This window comes from Streptomyces sp. NBC_00122 (genome assembly GCF_045160845.1).
Lineage (GTDB): Bacteria > Actinomycetota > Actinomycetes > Streptomycetales > Streptomycetaceae > Streptomyces.
On record NZ_CP108191.1, the window covers coordinates 5653727 to 5677984 of the forward strand.

General features: G+C 73.4%; 22 protein-coding genes and 1 riboswitch. Of the genes, 12 read left to right on the top strand and 10 right to left on the bottom strand.

All coding sequences use genetic code 11. The features are described 5' to 3' along the window. Positions 1-7: 7 nt before the first annotated feature. Positions 8-826, bottom strand: coding sequence for a methyltransferase domain-containing protein (locus tag OG737_RS26105; protein WP_328928632.1), 819 nt, complete (start codon positions 824-826; stop codon positions 8-10). Positions 827-1016: 190 nt separating this feature from the next. On the opposite strand from OG737_RS26105, the gene OG737_RS26110 reads away from it, so the two are divergent. The 4 genes from OG737_RS26110 to OG737_RS26125 all read left to right on the top strand — a co-directional run bounded on the left by OG737_RS26110 (position 1017) and on the right by OG737_RS26125 (position 5325). Next, positions 1017-1589 carry a TIGR03086 family metal-binding protein gene (locus OG737_RS26110; protein WP_328928633.1) on the top strand — a complete coding sequence of 191 codons (573 nt, stop codon included), beginning with the start codon at positions 1017-1019 and terminating at the stop codon, positions 1587-1589. Between the two features lie 124 nt (positions 1590-1713). Continuing rightward, positions 1714-2931 carry an aminotransferase class I/II-fold pyridoxal phosphate-dependent enzyme gene (locus OG737_RS26115; protein ID WP_328928634.1) on the top strand — a complete coding sequence of 406 codons (1218 nt, stop codon included), beginning with the start codon at positions 1714-1716 and terminating at the stop codon, positions 2929-2931. 28 nt (positions 2932-2959) lie between these two features. Then, a complete protein-coding gene (locus tag OG737_RS26120) occupies positions 2960-4036 on the top strand; it encodes an MBL fold metallo-hydrolase (RefSeq protein WP_328928635.1) in 1077 nt (358 codons plus the stop codon). 101 nt (positions 4037-4137) lie between these two features. Further along, positions 4138-5325, top strand: coding sequence for an IS4 family transposase (locus OG737_RS26125; RefSeq protein ID WP_405677048.1), 1188 nt, complete (start codon positions 4138-4140; stop codon positions 5323-5325). A gap of 219 nt (positions 5326-5544) precedes the next feature. On the opposite strand, the gene OG737_RS26130 is transcribed toward OG737_RS26125, so the two are convergent. Both OG737_RS26130 and OG737_RS26135 read right to left on the bottom strand, forming a co-directional pair. After that, positions 5545-6186 (bottom strand): VTT domain-containing protein, encoded by a 642-nt coding sequence (locus tag OG737_RS26130; RefSeq protein ID WP_328928636.1) that lies wholly within the window; start codon positions 6184-6186, stop codon positions 5545-5547. Then, complete coding sequence (locus OG737_RS26135; protein ID WP_328928637.1) at positions 6183-6959, bottom strand: MBL fold metallo-hydrolase; 777 nt, start codon at positions 6957-6959, stop codon at positions 6183-6185. Before OG737_RS26135 ends, OG737_RS26130 begins: the two co-directional genes overlap by 4 nt. A 169-nt stretch (positions 6960-7128) precedes the next feature. Here OG737_RS26135 and OG737_RS26140 point away from each other — a divergent pair, with 169 nt between their 5' ends. The 6 genes from OG737_RS26140 (at position 7129) to OG737_RS26165 (ending at position 14709) form a co-directional block, all read left to right on the top strand. Continuing rightward, positions 7129-7533, top strand: coding sequence for a hypothetical protein (locus OG737_RS26140; RefSeq protein ID WP_328928638.1), 405 nt, complete (start codon positions 7129-7131; stop codon positions 7531-7533). Between the two features lie 114 nt (positions 7534-7647). After that, positions 7648-9774: a phage holin family protein gene (locus OG737_RS26145; RefSeq protein ID WP_405922055.1), complete on the top strand. Its 2127-nt coding sequence runs from the start codon at positions 7648-7650 to the stop codon at positions 9772-9774. Positions 9775-9848: 74 nt separating this feature from the next. Next, positions 9849-11258 (top strand): amino acid permease, encoded by a 1410-nt coding sequence (locus OG737_RS26150; protein WP_328928640.1) that lies wholly within the window; start codon positions 9849-9851, stop codon positions 11256-11258. Positions 11259-11300: 42 nt separating this feature from the next. After that, the gene (locus OG737_RS26155) at positions 11301-11750 is read left to right on the top strand and encodes an SRPBCC family protein (protein WP_328928641.1); all 450 of its coding nucleotides are present in this window, start codon (positions 11301-11303) and stop codon (positions 11748-11750) included. Positions 11751-11842: 92 nt separating this feature from the next. After that, positions 11843-12904, top strand: coding sequence for a MoxR family ATPase (locus OG737_RS26160; RefSeq protein WP_328928642.1), 1062 nt, complete (start codon positions 11843-11845; stop codon positions 12902-12904). Beyond that, positions 12901-14709, top strand: coding sequence for a DUF2201 family putative metallopeptidase (locus tag OG737_RS26165; protein WP_405922056.1), 1809 nt, complete (start codon positions 12901-12903; stop codon positions 14707-14709). Before OG737_RS26160 ends, OG737_RS26165 begins: the two co-directional genes overlap by 4 nt. An 11-nt stretch (positions 14710-14720) precedes the next feature. Here OG737_RS26165 and OG737_RS26170 read toward each other — a convergent pair whose 3' ends face one another. Then, on the bottom strand, positions 14721-16325 hold the full coding sequence (locus OG737_RS26170; RefSeq protein ID WP_328928644.1) for an RNA polymerase sigma factor: 1605 nt from the start codon (positions 16323-16325) through the stop codon (positions 14721-14723). A gap of 215 nt (positions 16326-16540) precedes the next feature. After that, positions 16541-17302, bottom strand: a complete 762-nt coding sequence (locus tag OG737_RS26175; protein WP_328928645.1) for a methyltransferase domain-containing protein — start codon at positions 17300-17302, stop codon at positions 16541-16543. Between the two features lie 57 nt (positions 17303-17359). After that, positions 17360-17453: riboswitch (ZMP/ZTP riboswitch) on the top strand. A gap of 66 nt (positions 17454-17519) precedes the next feature. On the opposite strand from OG737_RS26175, the gene OG737_RS26180 reads away from it, so the two are divergent. Then, positions 17520-18365 (top strand): bifunctional 5,10-methylenetetrahydrofolate dehydrogenase/5,10-methenyltetrahydrofolate cyclohydrolase, encoded by an 846-nt coding sequence (locus tag OG737_RS26180; protein ID WP_327388424.1) that lies wholly within the window; start codon positions 17520-17522, stop codon positions 18363-18365. A 76-nt stretch (positions 18366-18441) separates the two neighbouring features. Here the strand turns inward: OG737_RS26180 and OG737_RS26185 are convergent, their stop codons facing one another. The 4 genes from OG737_RS26185 to OG737_RS26200 all read right to left on the bottom strand — a co-directional run bounded on the left by OG737_RS26185 (position 18442) and on the right by OG737_RS26200 (position 22782). Continuing rightward, the gene (locus OG737_RS26185; RefSeq protein WP_405677632.1) at positions 18442-19587 is read right to left on the bottom strand and encodes an MAB_1171c family putative transporter; all 1146 of its coding nucleotides are present in this window, start codon (positions 19585-19587) and stop codon (positions 18442-18444) included. Further along, positions 19584-21107 (bottom strand): pyridine nucleotide-disulfide oxidoreductase, encoded by a 1524-nt coding sequence (locus tag OG737_RS26190; RefSeq protein WP_328928647.1) that lies wholly within the window; start codon positions 21105-21107, stop codon positions 19584-19586. Before OG737_RS26190 ends, OG737_RS26185 begins: the two co-directional genes overlap by 4 nt. Positions 21108-21178: 71 nt before the next feature. Continuing rightward, positions 21179-21757 (bottom strand): toxin-antitoxin system, toxin component, encoded by a 579-nt coding sequence (locus tag OG737_RS26195; RefSeq protein WP_328928648.1) that lies wholly within the window; start codon positions 21755-21757, stop codon positions 21179-21181. Then, on the bottom strand, positions 21754-22782 hold the full coding sequence (locus OG737_RS26200) for a hypothetical protein (RefSeq protein WP_328928649.1): 1029 nt from the start codon (positions 22780-22782) through the stop codon (positions 21754-21756). Before OG737_RS26200 ends, OG737_RS26195 begins: the two co-directional genes overlap by 4 nt. 257 nt (positions 22783-23039) lie before the next feature. On the opposite strand from OG737_RS26200, the gene OG737_RS26205 reads away from it, so the two are divergent. After that, positions 23040-23465: a hypothetical protein gene (locus OG737_RS26205; protein ID WP_328928650.1), complete on the top strand. Its 426-nt coding sequence runs from the start codon at positions 23040-23042 to the stop codon at positions 23463-23465. Here the strand turns inward: OG737_RS26205 and OG737_RS26210 are convergent. Further along, positions 23442-24245, bottom strand: a complete 804-nt coding sequence (locus tag OG737_RS26210; protein ID WP_405677625.1) for a helix-turn-helix domain-containing protein — start codon at positions 24243-24245, stop codon at positions 23442-23444. The genes OG737_RS26205 and OG737_RS26210 overlap by 24 nt on opposite strands. Positions 24246-24258 lie beyond the last annotated feature (13 nt).

Genomic DNA, 24258 nt, shown 5'->3' on the forward strand with positions numbered 1-24258 from the left:
GCGGGCGTCAGGTCCGGCAGAGGATCTCGCCGTTCAGGACCGAGAACCAGGCGTCCGGGGACGCTCCCCAGGCGTGCCAGGCCCCGGCCACGGCGGCCAGGTCCGCGGCGGTCGCGTGGCCGCCGCGGACGGCGATGTCCGCGTACGAGGAGGCCGTCGTGCGGTCCGCCCACAGCGACGACCACCAGGCGCTCTCCTCCGGGCCGGCGAAGCACCAGGACGTCGCCGAGGACGCCACGTCCGAGAAGCCCGCCTCCCGCGCCCAGGCCCGCAGGCGCCGGCCCGCGTCCGGTTCGCCGCCGTTGGCGCGGGCGACCCGGCGGTACAGGTCCAGCCACTCGTCCAGCCCCGGCGTGGCCGGGTACCAGGTCATCGCCGCGTAGTCGGCGTCCCGCGCGGCCACGATCCCGCCCGGCCGGCACACCCGCCGCATCTCGCGCAGGGCCCGTACCGGGTCGCCGACGTGCTGCAGCACCTGGTGGGCGTGGACCACGTCGAAGGAGTCGTCCGGGAAGTCCAGCGCGTGGACGTCCGCCGTGGCGAACTCCACCCCGCTCACCCCCCGCTCCGCGACGTGCGCCCGGGCCTGCGCGACCACGTCCGCCGACGCGTCGACGGCGGTCACCCGGCCGCCCGGCGCCACCAGCTCCGCCAGATCGGCGGTGATCGTGCCCGGGCCGCAGCCCACGTCCAGCACCGACATCCCCGGACGCAGTTCGCCGATCAGGTACGCGGCGGAGTTCCGGGCCGTGCGCCAGCGGTGCGAGCGCAGCACCGACTCGTGGTGGCCGTGCGTGTAGACGGCGGTCTCCTGGTGGGCATCCATGGCCTGACCCTCCTCGTCGAAGCGTTGCCCTCACCGTAGACGATCAGTTCGTGATGTGAGATGCACGTTTCTACATGTGGACACCACCCCTGCGCGGCAAGGGGGTCCGGCCCGGCGGTGGCAGGGAGATCCGGGGGCGAGGAGAGTGGGGCCGAGGGGGCGGACCTCGTGCCACGGGACGGTGAGAGCCATGCCGGAAACGCTGCTCGAACGGCACGCCGAGGCGCTTCGGCTCTTCGGCGAGCGTCTGCGCGCCATCGGGGACGACCAGTGGGACGCGCCGACTCCGTGCACGGAATGGAGCGTGCGGGACCTGGTCAACCACGTCACCGGGGAGCAGCTCTGGATCCCGCCGCTGGTCACCGAGGGCCGCACGGTCGAGGAGATGGGCGACATGTTCTCGGGCGACGTGCTGGGCGATGACCCGGTCGCCGCCTGGGACCGGGCCGCGTCCGCCGCGCACGACGCCTTCGCCGAGCCCGGGGCGCTCGACCGGACCGTCAAGCTCTCCTACGGGCCCGCGCTCGGCTCCGCGTACTGCTCGGAGCTGACCGCCGACTGCGTCGTGCACACCTGGGACCTCGCCCGGGGCATCGGAGCCGACGACCGGCTGCCGGACGGTCTCGTCGAGTTCTCCATCAAGGAGGTCATGCCGTACGCCGACGGGCTCGCGGCGAGCGGAATGTTCGCCGCTCCGCTGGAGGTTCCGGCGGGAGCGAACGCGCAGACCAGGCTGCTGGCGCTGCTGGGGAGGCAGGGCTGATCGGCTTCTGCCGACGACGGTCGAAGGGGGCGTAGAGCGGGCATACAGTCACAAATAATCGTATAAAGGTCAGGGTTGGCGGAGCTGAGCGGGACGCGCGCGGAAGGCGGCAACGGTGGAGGGGATGCAGCGCACGACGGCGGAAGGCCGTGGTCCGGTGCGGTACGGGCCTCCAGCGCCTCAGCCGGGCCTGCCCGTGCTGCCCGAACTCCTCTCCGTCCTCGCCTCGGCCGCCGGACGCTCCGCCCCCGAGCCCGCCGGTGGCGGGGACGCCGTCCGCGAGGCCGCCTGCCGTTACTGGAGCCGGCGCGGGCTGCCGACCGCCCCGGAGGACGTGGCCGCGGGCCCGGGGGCCCCGGCGCTGCTGCTCGCGCTGCTCGGCGCCTACGGGGGCGACGTGATGCTGCCCCGGCCCTGTCCCGCCTGGTGGACCCCACAGGTCCGGCTGCTGGGACGGCAGGCCTACCACGTGCCGACCCCGGCCGAATGCGGCGGCATCCCGGACCCCTACGCCCTGCTGGAGACCGTACGGCGGGTGCGCGCCGAGGGCGGCGACCCGCGCGTGCTCCTGCTGTCGGTCGCCGACGACCCGACCGCGACCGTGCCCCCGCCCGAGATGCTGCACGAGGCCTGCGAGGCCGCCGCGTCCGCCGGGCTCTTCGTCGTCAGCGACGAGAGCTGGCGCGACACCGTCCACCGGCCGCACGACACGCTGGTCCTGAGCCCCGCCGAGATGCTCCCGGACCAGGCGGCCGTCCTCGTCGACCTGTCCGGAGCGCTGCTGCCCGCCGGCTGGCCCGCGGCCGTGGTCCGATTCCCCGATACCGCCAGGGGCACCTGGCTGCGCGCCCGTACCCTCGACGTCCTCACCGCCACCGGCGCGCTGGTCGCCGGCCCCGTCGCCGGGGCCGCCGCGCACGCGCTCGACGAACCCGACGCGGTCGCCGGCCGGGCCCGCGCGGCCGCCGCCCTGCACGGAGCGGTCGCCGCCGCCGCGCACCGGGAGCTGCTGGCCGTCGGCGCGCTGGCCCGGCCCCCGCAGGCCGGCCGGCACCTCTACGCCGACCTGACACCGCTGCGCGCCGGACTCGCCCGGCACGGGGTCGGCGACGCCATGGAGCTGGAGGACTGGCTCGGCGGGCGGCTCGGCGCGCCCACCCCGGGCGGGCAGCGGTTCGCGGACGAACCGGTCGCCCTGCGCGTGAGGCTGTCGACCGGGCCGCTGCTGGGCGCCACCCCGCAGGAGCGGCTGGCCGCGCTCACCGCCCGCGATCCGCTCGCCCTGCCGCACGTGCGGCGCTCCCTGGACCTGCTCGGTTCAGTCCTGGGCGGGCTGGCCTGATGCCCGACCCGGTGAACGGAGACTCCTGATGAGCGACAGGACGGACGCCCCCGCATCCACGGGGGCGGGTGCGGGCGCGGGCGCGGTACGGCAGGCCGCCGCCCGGCCGGCCGTCGCCCCGCCGCCGCTCCCCGGCACCCCGCGCCCGCTCGGCGAACACCGCCGCTGGCCCCGTTCCTTCGCCGACCGGCTCACCACCCCGCTCCCCGGTGTCCGCGGCTTCGCCCGGCTCGCCCGCGAGGGCGCCTTCCGGCCCGGCCCCGACGGGCTGCGAGGCATCCCCGACCTGCCGTACGAGCCGGCCCCGCTGCCCGCGGCGGAGCCCGGCACGGTCTGCGCCACCTGGGCCGGACACGCCAGCTGGGTGTTGCGTACCGGCGGGCTGACCGTGCTCACCGACCCCGTCTGGTCCCGGCGGATCCTCGGCACCCCGGCCCGTATGACACCCGTCGGGGTGCGCTGGGAGGACCTGCCGCCGGTGGACGCCGTGGTCATCAGCCACAACCACTACGACCACCTGGACGCGCCCACCCTCAAGCGGCTGCCGCGCGGCACCGCCCTCTTCGTCCCGGCGGGCCTGGCCGGCTGGTTCCGCCGCCGCGGCTTCACCCGGGTCGCCGAGCTCGACTGGTGGGAGTCGGCCGAACTGGGCGGCGTACGCTTCGAGTTCGTACCGGCCCACCACTGGTCCAAGCGCTCGCTGATCGACACCTGCCGGTCCCTGTGGGGCGGCTGGATCTTGACCGACACCCTGAGCCCCACGCCGAAGGAGCTCTACTTCGCGGGCGATACCGGCTACGGCCACTGGTTCGCGGAGATCGGCCGCCGCCACCCCGGTATCGACCTCGCGCTCCTGCCCATCGGCGCCTACGCCCCGCGCTGGTGGCTGGGCGACGTCCACGCCGACCCGGAGGAGGCCGTCCGGGCCTGCCTCGACCTCGGCGCCCGGCGGATGGCCCCCATGCACTGGGCCACCTTCGTCCTCTCCGCCGAGCCGGTCATGGAACCCCTGCACCGTGCCCGGGCCGCGTGGGCCCGCGCGGGCCTGCCCCGCGAACACCTCTGGGACCTTCCGATCGGCGCCTCACGCATGCTCGGAGACTAGGGCCTGTCACCCGGACCGCACGGGACGTCTAGCCCACGTCTAGCCCCAATGCCGTTGACATTGATCTGGATCGGTGAGACGACGTCATCGGGGGTGGTGGCATGGCGTCGTCTCTGCCGGATCTGGCCGGGGTGGGTGTGCTGACCCGGATGTATCCGCCGTGGCTGGTGGACGAGGTCGTGGCCCAGTGCGACCGGACGGAGAAGCGTCGGCGGCTGTTGCCGGCCCGGCTGGTGGTGTACTTCCTGCTGGCGATGGCATTGTTCTCGCCCGCGCCGTATCTGGAGGTCATGCGGCACCTTGCTGAGGGCCTGCGGTGGGCGGGGCTGTGGGGGTCGTGGCATCCACCGAGCAAGGCTGCCATCTTCCGGGCGCGTGGACGGCTCGGGGTCGAACCGATGGCCGCGCTGTTCGACAGATGCGCCCGACCGCTGGGCACGCCCGCGATGCCCGGGGTGTTCTGGAGGGGCTGGCGGCTGATGGCCATCGACGGCACCCGTTTCGATGTCGCCGACAGTGCGGCGAACGCCGCTGAGTTCGGCCGCCCTGGGACCGGCCGCGGGGAAGGCACCGGCGGATATCCGCAGGTCCAGGTCGTCGCTCTGGTCGAATGCGGCACCCACGCCGTCGTCGATGCGGTGCTCGGCGGCTGGCATGACGGCGAGGTCCGCCTCGCCGAGGACCTGGAACGCTCACTGACCGAGGACATGCTCGTCCTGGGCGACCGCAACCTGCCCTCGACCCGGTTATGGCGAGCCCTGACCAGCAGCGGCGCTGACCTGTGCTTCCGCGCCAAGACCAACCGCCGCCTGCCCGTCCTGCAAACACTGCCCGACGGGTCCTGGCTCACCGTGATCCAGGCCGGAGACGACAAGAAGGCCGGCCGCGAGCCGGTGGCGGTCCGCGTGATCCGCTACCGCCTGGACGACCCGGGACGACCCGGCGAGGACCAGTACGTGCTGCTGACCTCGGTCCTGGACCCGGTCCGGGCCCCGGCCGCTGACCTGGCCGCGCTCTACCCGCAACGCTGGGAGTGCGAGAGCGTCCTGGACGAGATCAAGACCCATCAGCGCGGCGCCAAGACCGTTGTCCTGGCCAGCAAGACGCCCACCGGCGTCCGCCAGGAGATCTATGCCCACCTGCTGGTGCACCACGCCCTGCGCGCGCTGATGGCCGAAGCGGCGGCCGGTGGTCCCGAGCCGGTCGACTGTGACCGGCTCTCCTTCACCACCGCCCTGCGGGCGGCCCGCCGCACCGTGACCATCCTGCCCGGCTCTTTTTCCCCCTGACCACCTGCACAGGGCCTGGCGGCATTTCCGCGCCGAGGTCACCGAGCGGCTCCTGCCCCCGAGGCGACTGCGCAGCCAGCCCCGGGTCGTCAAACGCAAGATGTCGAACTACAAGGCCAAGGCCAGTCGCCACCGCGACTGGCCCCAGCCAACCCGGCCCTCACACGACGCCATCGTGATCCAACCGCCATAAAGCAACGGCATTGCGTCTAGCCCCGTCTAGCCCTCCTGCCGGGTCCGTCCCCGCAGTCGGCGCCACCCCGGCGGGACCGCGCTGACCAGCAGGGTCAGGGCCACCGCGAGGGCCACGCCCTTCCAGGGCTCCGAGAAGAGCGAGCCGCCCAGGATGCCGATCAGGCTGTACGCCGCCGCCCAGGCGAGGCAGGCCGGGGCGTCGCCGCGCGCGAAGCGGCGCAGGGGAAGCCGCGCCAGCAGGCAGGCCAGCATCACCGGGATCCGCCCCGCCGGAACCAGCCGGGACACCACCAGGACCAGCACCCCGTGCTCGTCCAGCCCCGTCCGCGCCCGCTCCAGCCGATCGGGCGTGGCGCGGCCGCGCAGCGCCTCCAGCCAGCGCGAGCCGCCCCGCGACCGCACGCCGCGCTGCCCGAGCCAGTACAGGGTGACGTCCCCGGTGAACGCCGCCAGCGCCGACACCGCGAACACCAACAACACCCCGTACGGCAGCGATTCGTGATGGAGCGCCACCACCGCAGCCGAGCTCACCAGCGCCCCCGTCGGGATCACCGGCACCAGCGCGCCGAGCGCCACCAGTACGAACAACGCCGGGTAGCCCACCGCCTGCTGGGTGGTCTCCGGCGGCACCTGTCCGGCCGCCGCCGTGACGTCGCGCCAGGTCACGGCAGCCGCACCCGCTCCCCGTGGGCCGGCACCCGTACGGTCACCTTCGGCGCGAGCCGCCCCGCGCGGCGCTCGAACTCCTCGCCCGGCGCGTGGAACTCGTGCGGACGCACCGCGTCCATCCCGATCGGCCAGAACGTCCCGTAGTGCACCGGGACCGCTGCCGCCGGGGCCAGCTCGGCCAGCGCCCGCGCCGCCCGCCCCGCGTCCAGGTGACCCGGGCCCAGGTACGGTCCCCAGCCGCCCACGGGAAGCAGGGCCACGTCCACCGGGCCGACCTCCCGGGCCATCGTGTCGAACAGCCCGGTGTCCCCGGCGAAGTAGGTACGGGCCGCGCCCTCGACCACGTACCCGAGGGCCGGCGCGAGGTGCGGCCCGAACGGCATCCGCCGTCCGTCGTGCAGGGCGCTGACCGCCCGTACCCGTACGCCGTCCCGCACCGGGACCTCGTCGCCCGGCAGCACCTCCGTCACCGCCAGCCCGCGCAGTCCGGCGATCCGCGCCAGCCCCGGCACCGCCCGGCGCGCACCCCGCGGCACCAGCAGCCGGGTGCCGGGCGCCAGCCGCTGCAGCGAGGGCAGGTGCAGGTGGTCGGCGTGCAGGTGCGACACCAGCACCGCGTCCGCGCGCGCCGCCTCGGGCGGGGGCACCGGCCCTCGGCGCCGCCGCAGATGGGCGAGGCGCCGGGCGAACAGCGGATCCGTCAGCAGCCGGACCCCGGAGTCCTCGACCGTGCACGTGGCATGCCCCCACCAGGTGATCTCCACCGGCATCCGGCCCTCCCTCCCACGCCCGTCCCGTCCCCTCACCGAGCCTAAGCCGCCCCGGGGAAGCAGGGCACGTCCACGCGGCCGCTTGGAGGCTTCCCCCCTGGATCCGCCCGGAACCGGAACGACGCCGCCCTCTCCTCCCCGGCCGCCGATCGGAGTAGGGTCGGGCGGCATGGAAGAGCTGCGCGTGGCCGCGATCGCCAGCCTGGCCCCGCTCGAAGACCTCGACGCCGACCCCTTCGCCGTGGACACCCGGACCCAGCACGCCGTGTGCGCGCGCTGGGCGGCCGACCACGGGTACGTCGTGACCAGGCAACTGCTCGTCTACGGGCTGCGCGCCGACCACTGCGGGCTCTGGTCCGACATCGACGCCGGGCAGGTCGACCTCTTCGTCGCCGCCAACCACCGCGTGCTGGCCCGCGCGCTGCGCTCCGTCGAGGAGTTCAGCGCCGAGTGCGAGCGGCGCGGGGTGCGCCTGGAGACCGCCGGGCACCAGGAACCGCCGTACACCTCCGCGATGAAGGCCGAGGTGCACCGCCGGCTCTCCATGCCGACCGCCGGCTACGACGGCACCTGAGCGGCGCCTCCTCCGCGCCCGTGCGCCGCCCCTGTGCGCCGTCCGTGTCGCCCGGCCCGGTGAGCCGGGCTGTGCGAGCCTGGAAGGCGGGACGGGGCGCGCGGAAGGTGGAGCGTGGTGCGAGGACGGTGGCGGACCGCGGGCGGCGCCCTGGTGCGTGTGATCCTCGTCTGGGCGGTGTCCACGCTGACGATGCTCGCGCTGGCCGGGATCCTGCCGGACTTCCGGCTCCGGTCCGGCGACGACGACAGCATCACGCAGATCGGGCTGACCGCCGCCCTGGGCGCCGGGGCCTTCGGTCTGCTGAGCGCGCTCGTCTGGCCCGTGCTGGTACGGGCCCTGCTGCTGGTGCCCGCCCTGGTGCTCGGCCTGCTCGTCTTCTTCCTGAACGGCTCGCTGCTGCTCATAGCCCTCAGCCTGGTCCCCGCCGGGGGCGAGGTGGCCCCCGAGACCGCGGTGGTCGTGGCCGCCGTGATGTCCGCCGTGGCCTCGGCGACCTCGACGGCGCTCGCGGTGCGCGACGACGAGGCGTACCGGCGGCGGCTCTACCGCCTCGCCGACCGGCGCCGCCGCAAGGGGAGGGGGACGGGCGCGCCCGGGGCCTTCGGGTCCGCGCCCGGGCTGGTCTTCCTCCAGCTCGACGGGGTCGGGTACGAGGTGCTGCGCCGGGCCGCGGGCAGCGGCCTGATGCCGACCGTCTCCGACTGGCTGGACGGCAGCCACCGCATCGTGTCCTGGCGCACCGACTGGTCGAGCCAGACCGGCGCCAGCCAGCTCGGCATCCTGCACGGCTCCAACTTCGACGTGCCCGCGTTCCGCTGGTACGAGAAGGACACCGGCGAGGTGATGGTCTGCAACCGGCCCACCAGCGCCGCCGAGCTCCAGCGGCGGGCGGTGGAGCGGACCGCGGACGGCGGGCTGCTCACGCTCGACGGGGCCAGCCGGGGCAACCTGTTCAGCGGTGGCGCGGACCAACTGGCGCTCGTGCTCTCGGTATCCGCCCGCCGCGGGCGGGCGAACCGCTCCCGCGCCGGCTACTTCGCGTACTTCTCCGATCCGGCCAACGCCGTCCGCACGGCCCTGTCCTTCGTCGCCGAGGCCTGCCGGGAGACCGGCCAGTCGCTGCGCGCGCGGATCCGCGGGGACCGGCCGCGCGTGGCGCGCGGCGGGCTGTACCCGCTGATCCGGGCCTTCGCGACCGTGGTCGAACGGGACGTGGTCGTGGCGGCGGTGATCGGCGACATGCTCGCCGGGCGCGCCGCGGTCTACGCCGACCTCGTCGCCTACGACGAGGTCGCGCACCACTCCGGCCCGCACGGCCGGGACACCGACCGGGTGCTGCAGCGCCTGGACCGGAGCCTCGCGCTGCTCGCCCGGGTCGCCGAGCACGCGCCGCGCGCGTACCGGATCGTGCTGCTCTCCGACCACGGCCAGAGCCCGGGGGAGACCTTCCTCAGCCGGTACGGGCTGACCCTCAAGGACCTGGTCCGGGCGGGCTGCGGGCTTCCGGTCTCCCGTCGGGCGGGCCGCACCCGCAGCGGGGCCGAGGCGCGGGCGGCCGTCCTGGCGGCCCTGCACCGGCCGGTGGAGGAGGACGCGGAGGCCTCCCAGGGGCCGGGCCCCGGCCCGGTGGTGCTCGCCTCGGGCAATCTCGGGCTGATCTCCTTCCCGGACGTCCCGGGCCGGGCCTCGCGCGAACGCGTCGAGCGCGCGTACCCCGCCCTGCTGCCCACCCTGGCGAACCACCCCGGCGTGGGCTTCCTGCTGGTGGACGGCGTGGTGCTGGGCCGGGGCGGGACGGTGGCGCGCCTCGACGTGCCGGGGGAGGCGGAGGAACTGCTGGCTCCCTTCGGCCCCGGGGCGGCCGGGGCCGTGCGCCGGACCGACACCTTCCCGCACGTGGCCGACGTGATGGTGAACTCGGCGTACGACCCGCGGACGGGCACGGTACACGCCTTCGAGGAGCAGATCGGCTCGCACGGGGGCCTCGGCGGGGAACAGGGGCACCCGTTCCTGATGTGGCCGACGGAACTGTCGGATCCGGGCGGTGAGCTGGCGGGCGCCGAGGCGGTGCACGGCGTACTGCGCCGCTGGCTGCGGGAGGCGGACGGGCCGCAGCTGCCGGTGGCCCCGCGGGCGGCTCCGCCCGTCGCCCTGCCGGCGGAGGATTCCCGGCCGGAGGGCACCACCGGCGGAATCTTTCCTTCCGCGGCTACGCCCGCGCAGGACGAAAACCACTGATTTGGTGCCGCCTTTGCGGTGGTCAACCATGTGTTGACCTGCCCACCATGTGAGACACCCTGAGGCGCACCACCGTGACCAGCACCGCAGCACCGCCGACCGAGGCCGCACCCGTCCCCGAGCCTCCCGCGCCCGGCCGGGAGGACACCCGGCGCTTCGGCCTTCCCGTCGCCACCTGCCTGGTCATGGGCAACATCATCGGCGGCGGGATCTTCCTCCTCCCCGCCTCGGTGGCCCCCTTCGGCACCATCAGCCTCGTCGCGTTCGCGGTGCTCACCCTCGGCGCGGTCGCCCTCGCCCTCGTCTTCGGCCGTCTCGCCCGGCGGCACCCGCAGACCGGCGGCCCGTACGTCTACGCCCGCGCCGCGTTCGGCGACTTCGCCGGATTCCTCGCCGCCTGGAGCTACTGGATCACCACCTGGGTCTCCAACGCGGCCCTCGCGGTGGCGGCCGTCGGCTACCTCTGCGTGCTCTTCCCGGCCGTCGGCGCGCACAAGTGGTCCATGTGCCTGGCCGCCCTCGCCGTGCAGTGGCTGCCGGCGCTCGCCAACCTGGCCGGCACCCGGTACGTCGGCGCCGTCCAACTCGTCTCCACCGTCCTGAAGTTCGCCCCGCTGCTGCTCGTCTCCGTGGGCGGCCTCCTCTTCTTCGACCCGGCCAACCTCGGCCCCTTCCGGGCCACCGACCAGAGCGCGGTCGGCGCCGTCTCCGCCTCCGCGGCGATCCTGCTCTTCAGCTACCTGGGCGTCGAATCCGCCGCCGTCAGCGCAGGCGAGGTCCGCGACCCGGCGCGCAACGTCGGCCGGGCCACCATCCTGGGCACCGTCGGCGCGGCCACCGTCTACCTGCTGGGCACCCTCTCCGTCTTCGGCCTGGTCCCCCACGACAGCCTGGTCTCCTCCCAGGCCCCCTTCACGGACGCGGTCAACGCCATGTTTTCCGCAGACGGAGGGGCCGGCGGCACCTGGGGCGGCACCGTCGTCGCCTGCGCGGCGGTGATCTCGATGGCGGGCGCCCTCAACGGCTGGACCCTGCTCAGCGCGCAGACCCCGTACGCCGCCGCCAAGGACGGCCTCTTTCCGAAGGCCTTCGAGACGAAGAAGCGCGGCGTCCCGGTGGTCGGCGTGGTCGTCACGGCCGTCCTCGCCTCGGCGCTGACCGTCTACAACTACACGGCGGGCTCGACGGGCGTCTTCGAGATCCTGGTCCTGGTCACCACCTTCACCGCGACCGTCCCGTACCTGCTCTCCACCGCCGCGCAGCTCTACTTCCTGCTCTCGGGCCGGTCCGAGCGCGTCCACCGGGGCCGCCTGGTCCGTGACGCCGCGCTCGCCTGCCTGGCCTTCGGCTTCTCGATGTGGCTGGTGGCCGGCTCAGGCTACGCCGCCGTCTACCAGGGCGTGATGTTCCTGTTCGCGGGCGTACTCGTCCACGCGGTGATGTCCGCCCGGCGGCGGCGGGCCATCGTTTCGCCCGCGGGGTAATTTGGAGGGAGAGGACAGCCAGGGGGGCTCTAAGGGGTCGCCATGTCCGCGATCAGCAACACCATCGACATCGACCGCAGCCCCGAGGACGTCTACTCGTACGTGACGGACCCCACGCACCTGCCGGAGTGGCAGGACAGCGCCGTGTCCGTCGTACCGATGGGCGACCTCCCCGTCCACGTCGGCTCGAAGGTCCTCGTCACCCGGCAGATCGGCAAGCGCAGGGTCCCCACGACCATGGAGTTCACGGAACTCGACCCGCCGCGGAGCTGGCACATCCACGGCGTCGACGGGCCGGTCCGGCCGGACGTACGGGGCCGTATCGAACCCCTCGACGGCGGGGCGCGTTCACGCGTGACCCTGTCCGTCGACTTCGAGGGCCACGGCATGGGCAGGGCCCTGGTCCCCCTCGTGGTCAAGCCCATGCTCCGCAAGGAGATGCCCCGGGGCGAGGAGAAGCTGAAGCACCTGCTGGAGCACTCCGCGAGCTGACTCGCGGGGACCGGGGAAAACCGGGTGCTCCGGGTCGTGTGGTGCGCCCACACTGGGCGCACCACACGACCCGATCATGAGGACCGCCACCCGTGCAGGCTGCCGTCACCGTCACCCCCGCCCAGATCCCCGAACTGCTCCTCGGCCTCGCCACCGTGCGGCCCGTGTTCCTCTGGGGGGCGCCCGGAATCGGCAAGTCCTCGCTCGTACGGAAGTTCGCCGACTCCCTCGGCCTGGAGTGCGTCAGCCTCCTCGGCACGCAGCTCGCCCCCGAGGACCTGATCGGCGTACCGCAGATCCGAGGCGGCCGCTCCGTCTTCTGCCCGCCAGAGGCCATTGCGCGCGACGAGCCGTACTGCCTTTTCCTCGACGAGCTCAACGCCGCGTCCCCGGACGTCCAGAAGGCCTTCTACTCGCTGATCCTGGACCGCCGGATCGGCTCCTACGAGCTCCCCGCGGGCTCCATCGTCATCGGCGCGGGCAACCGCGCCACGGACAACGCGCTCGCCCGGCCCATCGCCTCCGCCCTCGTCAATCGCCTCACCCACGTCCACCTCCAGGCGTCCGCGCGGGACTGGCTGGTCTGGGCCGGCGAGAACGGCATCCACCCCTGGGTCACGGACTACCTCACCGACCGCCCCGACCACCTGTGGTCGCAGCCGCCCAAGACGGAGGAGGCGTTCTCCACGCCCCGCTCCTGGCACATGCTCTCCGACGCCCTGCACTCCTTCGGGACCGGCCTGGACGAGCAGACGCTGAAGGTCGTGGCGCACGGCACCCTCACCCCCGCCCACGCCGTCTCCTTCTGCGGCTACGCCAAGATCGTCCGCCACACCTTCGGCATTGAGGCGATCATGAAGGGTGACGCGAGCTGGCCGCGCCGCATGGAGGACCGGGACCTGCTGTACTACCTGGCCGAGGCCTTCCGGGGCCGTCTGGTCAAAGAACTCCCCGCGCAGCGCGAACACGTCTCGCCCGCTGTCCGGCAGACCGCCTACCGCGCCAAATCGCTCCTCGTCCAGCTCGCCGAGATCTCCGTCGAGGTCGCCCAGACCGTCATCGCCGACGACGCCGACGGCCTGCCCGTGCTGCCCGCCTGGTTCCTGGTCGAGGCCGCCCGCGACATGCCCCGCCTGGTCGAGGCCCGCCGGTGAGCCGGACCCCGCGCGGCAAGGACGCCAAGCCCGATCCCGCCACCGAGGCCTTCGCGGAGGGCCTCGCCCTGGTCAAGCGGAACCCGGCCCTCGCCGCCGTCGACGCCGCCGTCTGCCGCCAGGCCAAATGCGCGGCTACCCCGGCCGGGGGACTGGCCGCGGTGGACTCCAACGGCACCGTCCACGTCCATCCGACCCGGCGAGCCGACCCCCGGGACTGGGCCTGGACCCTTGCCCACGCCCTGCTCCACCTCGGCTTCGGCCACGTCCCCGCGAGCAAGGACGAGGACCGCCCGCAGCCCGACCGCTTCGACCTCGCCGCCCGCTGCGCGGTGGTCAACCGCTTCCTGCTCACCGTTCCGACAGGCCGGGCCCCCGACCACCTCCCCGCCGAATACCCCGGCGGGGACGAGGACCTGCTCGCCGCCCGCTGGCGCCGCGACGGCATCCCGGCCGCCTACGCGCAGTGCGGCACCGCCGGCGACCACCCCGACCAGGTCCTGGTCACCTGGCGCCGCTGGAACACCACCGCCCCCGACTGGGAGGCCGCTTTCGCGCACGCCCTGACCCGCAGCGTCTCCGCCGCGATGGACGTGGCCGGCGGCCGCCGCGACCGGGTCACCGGCGAACGGACCCGCCAGCAGCCCTGGGACCTGGCCCTGAACTGGTTCGTCTCCTCGTACCCGCTGCTCGGCGGCCTCGCCGCCGGCCTCAAGATCGTCGCCGACGCCGAGCTGGCCCGCTCCCAGGGCATCGCCATCGCCGCGGTCAGCGCGAGCTCCGGCGAGATCTACGTCAACCCGCTGCGCACCTTCACCGACGGCGAATGGCGGTTCATCCTGGCCCACGAGATGCTCCACGCCGCCCTGCGCCACGGCGAGCGCCGCGGCGCCCGCGACCCGTACCTGCACAACGTGGCCGCCGACTACGTGGTCAACGGCTGGCTCGTGGAGATGGGCGTCGGCGAGATGCCCGCGGGACTGCTCCACGACCCCGCGCTGCGGGACCTGTCCGTGGAGGAGGTCTACGACCGGATCGCCACCGACCCGCGCCGGATGCGCCGCCTCGCGACCCTGCGCGGCAAAGGCCTCGGGGACATCCTGGGCGAGCCGCTGCCCCACCCGGGGAGCTGCCCGTACACGGATCTGGACGACTTCTACCGGCGCGGCCTCGTCCAGGGCTTCGACCTGCACGAGGCGGGGCGGCGGGGGCTGCTGCCCGCCGGGCTGATCCAGGAGATCCGGGCGCTGGCCCATCCTCCCGTGCCCTGGGACGCGAAACTGGCCCGCTGGTTCGACGAGTACGTGCCGCGCCCCGCGCCCGTACGGAGCTACGCGCGCCCGGCACGCCGCCAGGCCTCCACCCCGGACATCCCGCGCGCGGGCCGGCACTTCCCGCCCGAGGAGGTGGCCCGCTGCACCTTCGGTGTGGTGCTCGACACCTCGGGGTCGATGAACGCCGCCCTGCTCGGCAAGGCGCTGGGCGCGATCGCCTCGTACGCGGAAGCCCGCGACGTACCGGCGGCACGCGTCGTGTTCTGCGACGCGGCGCCGTACGACGCGGGCTATCTGCCCCCGACCGAGATCGCGGGCCGGGTCCGGGTACGCGGGCGGGGCGGGACCGTGCTGCAGCCGGGCATCGACCTGCTGCAGCGGGCGGAGGACTTCCCGCCCGGGGCCCCGGTGCTGGTGATCACGGACGGATGGTGCGACACCCTGCGGATCCGGCGTGAGCACGCCTATCTGGTTCCGCAGGGTGCCTCCCTGCCGTTCACACCCAAGGGGCCCGTCTTCCGACTGGCCTGAAGGCCGCGGGCCTAGTCGAGGTAGTCGCGCAGCACCTGCGAACGCGACGGGTGGCGCAGCTTCGACATGGTCTTGGACTCGATCTGGCGGATGCGCTCACGGGTGACCCCGTACACGCGGCCGATCTCGTCCAGCGTCTTGGGCTGGCCGTCGTTGAGGCCGTAGCGCATGGAGACCACGCCCGCCTCGCGCTCGGAGAGCGTGCCCAGGATGGACTGGAGCTGCTCCTGGAGGAAGGTGAAGGAGACCGCGTCGGCCGGCACGACCGCCTCGGAGTCCTCGATGAGGTCACCGAACTCGCTGTCGCCCTCCTCACCCAGCGGGGTGTGCAGGGAGATCGGCTCGCGGCCGTACTTCTGGACCTCGATGACCTTCTCGGGGGTCATGTCGAGTTCCTTGCCCAGCTCCTCCGGGGTGGGCTCGCGGCCCAGGTCCTGGAGCATCTGGCGCTGCACGCGGGCGAGCTTGTTGATGATCTCGACCATGTGCACGGGGATGCGGATGGTGCGCGACTGGTCGGCCATGGCACGCGTGATCGCCTGCCGGATCCACCAGGTCGCATACGTGGAGAACTTGAAGCCCTTGGTGTAGTCGAACTTCTCCACGGCGCGGATCAGGCCGACGTTGCCCTCCTGGATCAGGTCCAGGAAGAGCATGCCGCGGCCGGTGTAGCGCTTGGCGAGGGAGACCACGAGGCGGAGGTTGGCCTCCAGCAGGTGGTTCTTCGCGCGGCGGCCGTCCTCGACCAGGATCTCCAGCTCGCGCTTGAAGGCGGGCTTGTGGTCCTCCTCCTCTTCGAGCTTGTACTCGGAGAACAGGCCCGCCTCGATGCGCTTGGCGAGCTCGACCTCCTGCTCGGCGTTGAGGAGCGGCACCTTGCCGATGAGCTTGAGGTAGTCCTTGACGGGGTCGGCGGTGGCGCCGGCCACCATGACCGTCTGCGCCGGAGCGTCGTCCTCGTCGTCGTCGGACAGGACGAAGCCCTGGGTGCCGGCGGCCTTGGGGGCCTCTTCCTCGGCCTCGTCGGCGAGGTCCTCGGCTGCCCAGTCCTCACCCTCCACCGCGGGGGTCTCGCCCTCGTCGGCGTCCTTGGCGCTGGTCTTCTTCGCCGCCGTCTTCTTGGTGGCGGTCTTCTTCGCGGCGGTCGCGGTCTTCTTGACCGTCCGCTTCTTCGGCTCGGCGGCGGCCCCGGCCGTCGCCTCGTCCTCGATGGCGGATGCCGACGGAGCGGATATCGCCGCGGCGGTGGCGGTGGCCGCGCTGGTGGCCGTGCTGGTGGCAGACGTCTTGCGCGCGCCGATGGGGCGCGGCGGGGTGGTTGCCTTCTTGGCCACCGTGCGGGCCGGGGCGGCGGCTGCCTTGCGGGGCTTCTTGGCGGCAGTCTTGGTGGCGGGGGCCGCGCTGACGTGGAGGGCGACACCCTCCTCGTCCAGGACCTGGTTCAGGCTGCGCAGGACCCGCTTCCACTGGTCCACCGGGATGCGGCCGGCCTCGAAGGCCTGGCGCACGTCGTCACCGTTGATGTGACCCTGCTCGCGGCCGCGCTCGACGAGCGCGACGAGGGCCTCCGATTCGGCGATCTCCGGAGGGAACGTACGGGACGGGCTGAGCGACACAAGGAGCCTCTCGTTGCGAACAGATAAGGGGTGGGCGGGACATCATCGCGCGAACTCGGGAAACAGACCCGAGGGGGGTCTGTATTCCGGGGCCGCGCGAGGACGCCTGTCGGTTCATCGCATGCCCGAGTCGATTCGTTACGCGCTGAATTGAGTGACCTGCGCCACGCTGTGGCCGCGCAACCGATCCGGCGGGAATCCGTCCGCCCTCTCCGTCACCCCTTTTTGCGGGCTTCGATGAGGAAGCGGGCGGTGTGCGCGACGAACGGGCCTTCGCGTTCGATCCGTTCGTGCAGCTCGCGCAACCTGTCCCGGTACTGCCCGACCGTGAAGCCGGGCACCATCCAGATCACCTTCCGTAGAAAGTAGATCACGGCTCCGATGTCATGGAACTCCGTACGCAGTCGCTCGGAGCGCAGATCGACGACTTCGAGGCCGGCCTTCGTGGCGTCCGCCACGGCGTCGTCGGGGTGCCGGCCGCGCCGGACCTCCTCCGGCTGGGGCCCGAGGAAGTACTCGACCAGCTCGAAGACGCTCGCCGGACCGACCTGCTGGGACAGGTAGGTGCCGCCGGGCCGCAGGACCCGCGCGATCTCGTCCCACCAGATGGTCACCGGGTGGCGGCTCGTGACCAGCTCGAAGGCCTCGTCGCCGAAGGGCAGCGGCGGCTCGTCGGCGTCGGCGACCACCACCGCGCCGAGCGGGTGCAGCAGCCGGGTCGCCTTCGCGATGTTGGGCGGCCAGGACTCGGTAGCCGCCGTCAGCGGGGGCAGGGGGCCGGATCCGGCGAGGACCTCGCCGCCGCCGGTCTGGATGTCGAGGGCGGACCGGACGCGGGCCAGACGCTCTCCCAGCAGCCGCTGGTAGCCCCAGGAGGGGCGCTGCTCGGTGGCGCGGCCGTCGAGCCAGGAGAAGTCCCAGCCGTCCACGGAGACGGATTCGGCCTCGGCGACGAGATGGTCGAAAGTACGCGTCATGTCTTGATCGTCCCAGGTCGGGCCACGGCTATCCACCGGATATGTCGACTACAGTGGACGGCGGGCCGTGACTGGCGTTCGGGTGGATCACCACCGGGGAGCGGCCCGGCGTACGTCCGTACGTCGACTGCCGCGCGCCTGGGCGAACCGCGATCCGCAGCGACGTTCAGGAGACCCCGTGACGACCGCCCAGACTGCCACCGCCTCTGCCCAGCTGATGGACGGCACGGCCCTCGCCCGCCGCATCTCGGAGCAGACCGCCGCCTACGCGGCGAAGATCACCGAGCGCACCGGTACCGCGCCCTGTCTCGCGACCGTGCTGGTCGGTGAGGACCCCGCCTCCGTCACGTACGTACGCATGAAGCAGAACCGTTGCGCCAAGGCCGGGATCACCTCCCGCCACGTGGAGCTGCCGGCCGAGACCACCACCGAGGAGCTGGTGGCCACGCTCACCGCGCTCTCCGAGGACCCCGAGATCAGCGGCATCCTGCTCCAGCACCCCGTCCCGCACCACATCGACGAGCGCGCCGCCTTCGAGGCCATCGCGCCCGGCAAGGACGTCGACGGCGTCACCATGCACTCCTTCGCCGCCATGGGCTTCGGGCTGCCGGGCTTCGTCTCCTGCACACCCGGCGGCATCATGCGCCTCCTCGCCGCCTACGACGTGGACCTCACCGGGAAGCACGCCGTGGTCGTCGGCCGCAGCGCGATCCTGGGCAAGCCGGCCGGGATGCTGCTGCTGGAGCAGAACGCCACCGTCACCTACTGCCACTCCCGCACCCAGGACCTCCCCTCGATCGTGCGCCAGGCGGACGTGCTGGTCGCCGCCGTCGGCAAGGCCGAATTCATCCGGGGCGAGGACATCAAGCCGGGCGCCGTGGTCCTGGACGCCGGGTACAACGAGGGCAACGTCGGCGACGTCCACTTCGAGTCGGCCGCCGCCCGCGCCTCCCTGATCACCCCGGTACCGGGCGGGGTCGGCCCGATGACCATCGCCGTCCTGCTGGAGCAGACCGTCCAGGCCGCCGCCGCGCAGGCCGGGCTGGACCTCGCGGAGCTCTGAGCCGCGGCCCCGCAGCCGGCCGGCGAACGCCCCGGGCCCTCGGGCCCGGGGCGCTGTGTTTCCGCTTAGGCCTCGCTTAGGCCGTCTCGCGGGCCGCGGCGACGATGGGGGAGGTGCGGAACTCCCGGGCCAGGGCCCCCAGCGGGCTGCCGCCCAGCCGGTACGGGGACGGGTGCTCGCCCTCCGTACCGGCGGCCCCGCGCCGGCAGGCGACGGCGAGCACGGCCGCGTCCGCGACCACGGCGGCCCGGGTCTCGCTCATGCCCTGCCCGCGCGCCGCCTCGTACGCCGCGCCGCGCACGGCGGGGTCGAACCGGGAGGCGAGCGCCAGGATGCCGTCGTCGATGAAGGACTCACGGTGGATGAGGCGGGACCCGACCGGCGACCACCAGGCCAGCGGCACGGTCCGTACCCTCGCGGCCGCGGCTCCGCGCAGTGCCTTCCACAGCGGATACAGCCGCCGGTACTGGGTGAAGTCCCGCCAGGCCGCCGACCCGCCGACCAGCGGCACGATGAACCCCGCACCGATCAGCAGGGCCGCCCCGGAGACCAGCGACAGCGCCACGTCCGCGGAGGCCACCCAGTCCCGGCCGGCCCAGCGGGCCGCCACCGAGGCCCACTTCGCGGCGAGGTAGGCCAGGTCCAGCAGCCCGCCGCACACGATCAGCGCCAGTCCGGTGCGCAGCGGGCGCAGCGAGCGGTCCGCGCGCCACACCCACTTCCCGCACAGCACGGTCAGCGCAGAGGTCCCGACGGTGTGGGCCACCAGGAAGCAGACGATCATCTCGCGGATCCACGGCGTCGTGGCGTAGTACGTGTCCAGGTCCCGGACCCGCTCCACCGGCGCGTCGCCGATCACGAACAGCACGACGATCGCCACGGTCACCGCGCCGAACACGGCCGCCGTCAGCCGGGTGGCCCGCCGCACGGCCCGGGGCGGGCCGCCGCGCCACTGCAGGACCAGCACCACGCACGTCCCCGAGAAGACGGTGATCAGGCCGAACACCAGCGGCGCGGAGAAGTTGACCACGCCGGTGAGCCGGTTGACCGTGGAGATCGTCGACGGTGACGCCAGGAACGTGAGCGGGGCGCCCACGGCGAGCAGTGTGCACGCGGCCCGGTTCAGGGGCTGGTCCCAGTCCCGGCGCAGCGCCGGCAGCTTGATCAGCAGCGCCAGGAACATCACGGACCCCGGCAGATAGAGCAGGAGTCCGCTGCTCACCGGACCTGTCCGACGGGGTCGGCCGGGCCGACCGGGTCCGCGGGGTCCGTGCCGACAGGGTCTGCCGGGGCCGCCGGGGCCGTCGTTTCCACCTGGTTCGTGGCGACCGCGGCCGCCGGGCCGGCCGGGCCGAGCCCGGCGACGGCCCGCTCGGCCGCGGTGAGCGGCGGCGCGGTCAGGGCGCCCCGGTCCGAGGCGCGCAGCACGTGCCAGACCACCGACGGCTGGAGCCAGTGGGTGGGCGCGCTGCTCATGGTGAGCACCTTGAACAGGGCGGCGGTGAGTGCCTCGTCCGTGGTGGCGCCCGTCATCAGCCGGTTCACGTACGCGTTGAGCGCGCCGGTTCCGGCCCGCGGCTTCATCCCGGTGGCCCCCGGGTACAGGATGTCCTGCGAGGTGGCGAGCTCCCAGGCGGTGCTCACCAGCGGGGCGATCGCGCGCTGCGCCTCGCGGCCGAAGCCGGGGTGGGCGAGCCCCTTCTGGCGGATCAGGGCGCGCAGGGCCAGCAGCCCCTGGGCGGCGACCGTCATGCCCTGCCCGTACAGCGGGTTGAAGGTGGCGACCGAGTCGCCGACGGCGATGAAGCCGTCGGGCAGTTCGGCCTTCTCGAAGTAGATCCTGCGGTTGGCGGTGCCCTGGGTGACGGCGACGTCCGTCAGGGGCTTCTTCCCTTCGAGGAGCTCGCCGACGATCGGGTCCCTGATGTCCTTGGCGAACGGGATGAACCGGTCCGGGTCGCCGGTCGGCTGGCCGCCGCGGGTCCCGGAGAGGGTGGCCTGCCACTGGCCGTTCTCGATGGGCACGATCGTGGCCGTCCGGCCGGGGACGGGCACCCGGGGGTCGGACTGCACGTTGACGATGGGGAAGCCCATCTCGTGGGCTCCGGCCGGGGCTTCGAAGATCCTTGTCGCGTAGACGAGGCCGGAGTCGACCTCGGCCTGCCGTATGCCGGTGACGCCCAGTGCCTGGAGCCAGGTCCGGGCGCGCGAGCCGCGACCGCTCGCGTCGATCACGAGGTCGGCGGTCAGCAGCCGGCCCTCTTCCTCCGGAGTGTCGACCAGGACGCCGGTGACCCGGGCGGCCGTGCCCTCCAGGGCCCGGACCCGGCTCCGCTGGAGTGTGGAGATCCCTTTCAGTCCGGTCACCCGGGCACGGATCACCGAGTCGAGGAGGTCGCGGCTGCACGAGATGTTGAACTGCTTCTCCCCGACGCGCGGGATCCAGCCCTGGGCGGTCTTGGTGACCAGGTCGGTGGGCAGGCTGCGGCGGATGGCGCCCGCGGCCGTCCAGTCGTCGGTGATGCCGGGCAGGATCCGCTCGATGGCACGGGCGCCGCCCGACCACAGGAGGTGGGTGTGCCGGGCCTGCGGCAGTCCGCGCCGCGGCGCCGGGCCCTCGGGCAGCGGGTCCGCGTCGATGACGGTGACCGTCGTGTACTCGGCGAGGACGGCGGCCGCGAGCAGGCCGGACAGGCTGCCGCCGATGACGACGGCGTGGCGGGGCGGGGAAGGCTGGGTCATCGTGTCGTGCTCTCTGTCGGGGCCGTGCCGAGGGCATCGGCGCGAGGGGTGCGGGGCTGGCTGGGCGCGGGTCACCGGAGTGACGCGGGGCGCCCCCAGCCGAGCGAGGTCTGGATGCGCTCGATCGCCTCGGGGAACTGTTCTTCCCGGGGTGGTGGCAGGTACGGCTTGAGGAGCTTGCCGAGGTGCAGGCCGAAGATCTCGGCGCGGATCTCCGCCGGATCCTCGTGGTCGGCCCGGGCGGCGGCCTGGCGGATCACGGTGCTCAGCCCGGTGTCGGAGCGCAGCAGCCCGGCGAGGTCGCCGTGGCGTCCGGTGAGCCGCGCGGCCACCGCCATGCCCGGCCCGTGGCTGTCGCAGGTGCCCTCGTCCACGTGCCACAGCTCGTGGCAGGCGATGACGAGCTGGTGCTCGGGGCGGGTCCGCTCCTCGATGACGATCAGGTCCCGGTCGTCCATCTCCAGCCATAACCCGCTGGCCGTGTCCGGCGGGAAGGAGGCGAAGCGGAAGTCGACTTTCCGCCCGCCGCGGCGGCGGGCGTAAGCGGCGCACAGGGCCCCGATGATCCCGGTGGCCCCGGCCGGCGCCGAAAGGCGCGCGTCCGCGAGCAGATCGCCGGCGAGTCCGCGCATCGCCCGTGTGGTCCTCATACGTCTCCCCCCTCGGCGGTGTGGCCCCCGGCGGCCGCGTCCCCGCCGTCGCGGCCGGCGCCCGCGGCCGGACGGCCGAGCTGTCCTTCCCTGGCGAGCAGGTCGTCCAGGTGGTCGGCGAGCGACTTCCAGCCCCGCGGGGAGAGCCGGCCGGCCCGCGTGACGATGCTCCGTACGTCGTGCGCCCGCATCACGGCCAGCATCGGGTTCTCCTGCTGCCGCTCCGCGCACTCCAGTTCGCGCTCGATCGCCGTGAGGGCGGTGGCGAGCGCCTCGGTGTCGTCGGCCAGCAGGAAGCCGCCCTCCACTCCGTAGAAGCGCTGGATGCCGGCGGCCGCGGCGAGGTTCGGCAGGCCCTCGCCCTGGGCGAGGCGGGTCAGCGACTGGCCCGACGCGTCGAAGGACCTGGCGATGGCGGAGAGGGAGTGGGGCTGCCCGTCCTCCCGGAGCCGGGTACGGCGCAGGTGCTCGAACCGCTGGTGCACCTGCTCCTTCAGCGGGAGCCGGGGCGGCCTGCCGTCAAGGGTGAGCCGGATGGCCTGGGGGGTGATGCCGGTGAGGTGGGACAGGTGCTCCAGGTCGCCCCGGCCGTCCGGGGTGAGGGCGAGGGCCCGCTCCACCGAGCTCTTGCTGTCGGCCAGCAGGAAGCCGGCGTGGACTCCGAAGAAGCGCTGCACACCGGCCGCGTGGCCGAGCCGGGGAAGTCCGGTGCCCGCGTTGAGGGGGCCCAGCGAGGCGCCGGGGGCGTCGAAGTCGTCGGCGATGGCGGCGAGGGGCCACTCCCGGCCGTGCTTGTCGCGGCGGGTGGCCCGCAGCCGCAGGAAGCGGCGGTGGACCCGCTGTTCGAGGGGTTCCTCGGCGGCCGTGCCCGCAACCACCGAGGGAATGCGGGCCGGTTCGACACCGGAGAGATGGCTCAGCCGCTGGGCGGCCAGTACGTACGCGGGGTCCTGCCCGCTCCGCTCCGACAGCTCCTCCACGCGCCGCCAGAGCGCGGCGAGATCGGGTCGGGGAGCGGCTCGCACCGGCTGATTCTCCGTAAGTCGACAAGACGTTCGAGGGGCTGGGCTGGGTGAAGCCTATCCGGCCGCCCCCTGCCGAACCAGGGGAAACCCAACGTTTCCTGCCGTACAGCTCAAAAAAGGTTGGGCATGACTTCCGAGGTAATCGACCCCCGGAATGGGCCCGGGCACAGTGGGGCCAGCGGGTTCCGGAGCCGCGCACTCGGCGCCGGAACCCGTCTCCCACCAGGCCGTTCGACCTTGATGGAGGCTGATCTCCCATGTCCGCGACCCTGCTCGGCAGCATCGCCCGGACCACCGCGCCGCAGACCGCGCTGCGCCGCTTCCTCGCCCTCGACTCGGTGGTCACCACCGGCAACGGGCTCGCGTACGTCGCCTTCTCCGCCCCGCTGGGACGGCTGCTCGGGGTCGGCCAGAGCCTGCTGCTGGAACTGGGGGTCTTCCTGACCGTGTTCGGCGCCGGGGTCGGCTGGCTCGCCTCGCGCCGCCGGCCGCCGGTCTTCCCCGTGAAGTTCGTCGTCGAGGCGAACTACGCCTGGGCCGCCCTGAGCCTGGTGTCCCTGGCCGTCTGGTTCACGCCCACCACCGCCGGCCTGGTGTGGATCGCGATGCAGGCCGTCACGGTGGCTTCGTTCGCGGTGCTCCAGCAGCTGGCCCTGCGCTCAGTCGCCGAGAGAGCCGAGTGAGCGCAGGTACTTCACCGTCGCCGGGTCGGCCGGGAGCATGGTCTCGATGGCCAGCTCGGCGACGGTCACGTCCATCGGCGTGTTGAAGGTCGCGATGGACGACACGAAGGACAGCAGGTGGCCGTCGTGCTCGATGACCAGGGGAAGCGCGATGTACGGGACGGGCTCGTCCGGTTCGCTGTCGCCGGGGCGCTCGGCCACAGGGTAGGCGGACACCTCCTCGTACAGCGCGCGGAGCGGCCCGGACCTGGCCAGCGCGATCTGGCGCTCCATCTGGGCCAGCAGGTGCCCGCGCCACTCCTTGAGGTTGTGGATCTTCGAGGCCAGGCCTTCGGGGTGCAGGGTGATCCGCATGGCGTTCAGCGGCGGGGCCAGCAGGTGCTCCGGCAGTCCGTCCAGCAGCATCGCGATGCCCCGGTTGGCGGCGATGACGTTGTAGGTGGCGTCCACGACCAGCGCGGGGTAGGGCTCGTATCCCGTGAGCAGCCGCGAAATGCCCTCGCGCAGCGTCTCCATCAAGGGGTCGTCCAGAGCGGTCTGCGCGTAGTGGGGTGCGTAACCCGCCGCCAGCAGCAGGGCGTTGCGCTCCCGCACCGGCACGTCGAGGCGGTCGGCGAGCCGCAGCACCATCTCCTCGCTCGGCCGGGACCGCCCGTTCTCGATGAAGCTGATGTGCCGGGACGAGGAATCGGCGCGGCCCGCCAGCTCCAACTGGCTGAGGCCGCGCCGCCTCCGCCATGTACGGAGCAGGGCGCCGACCGTGGGCGTCGTGGTGGTCATGCGCACGACGGTA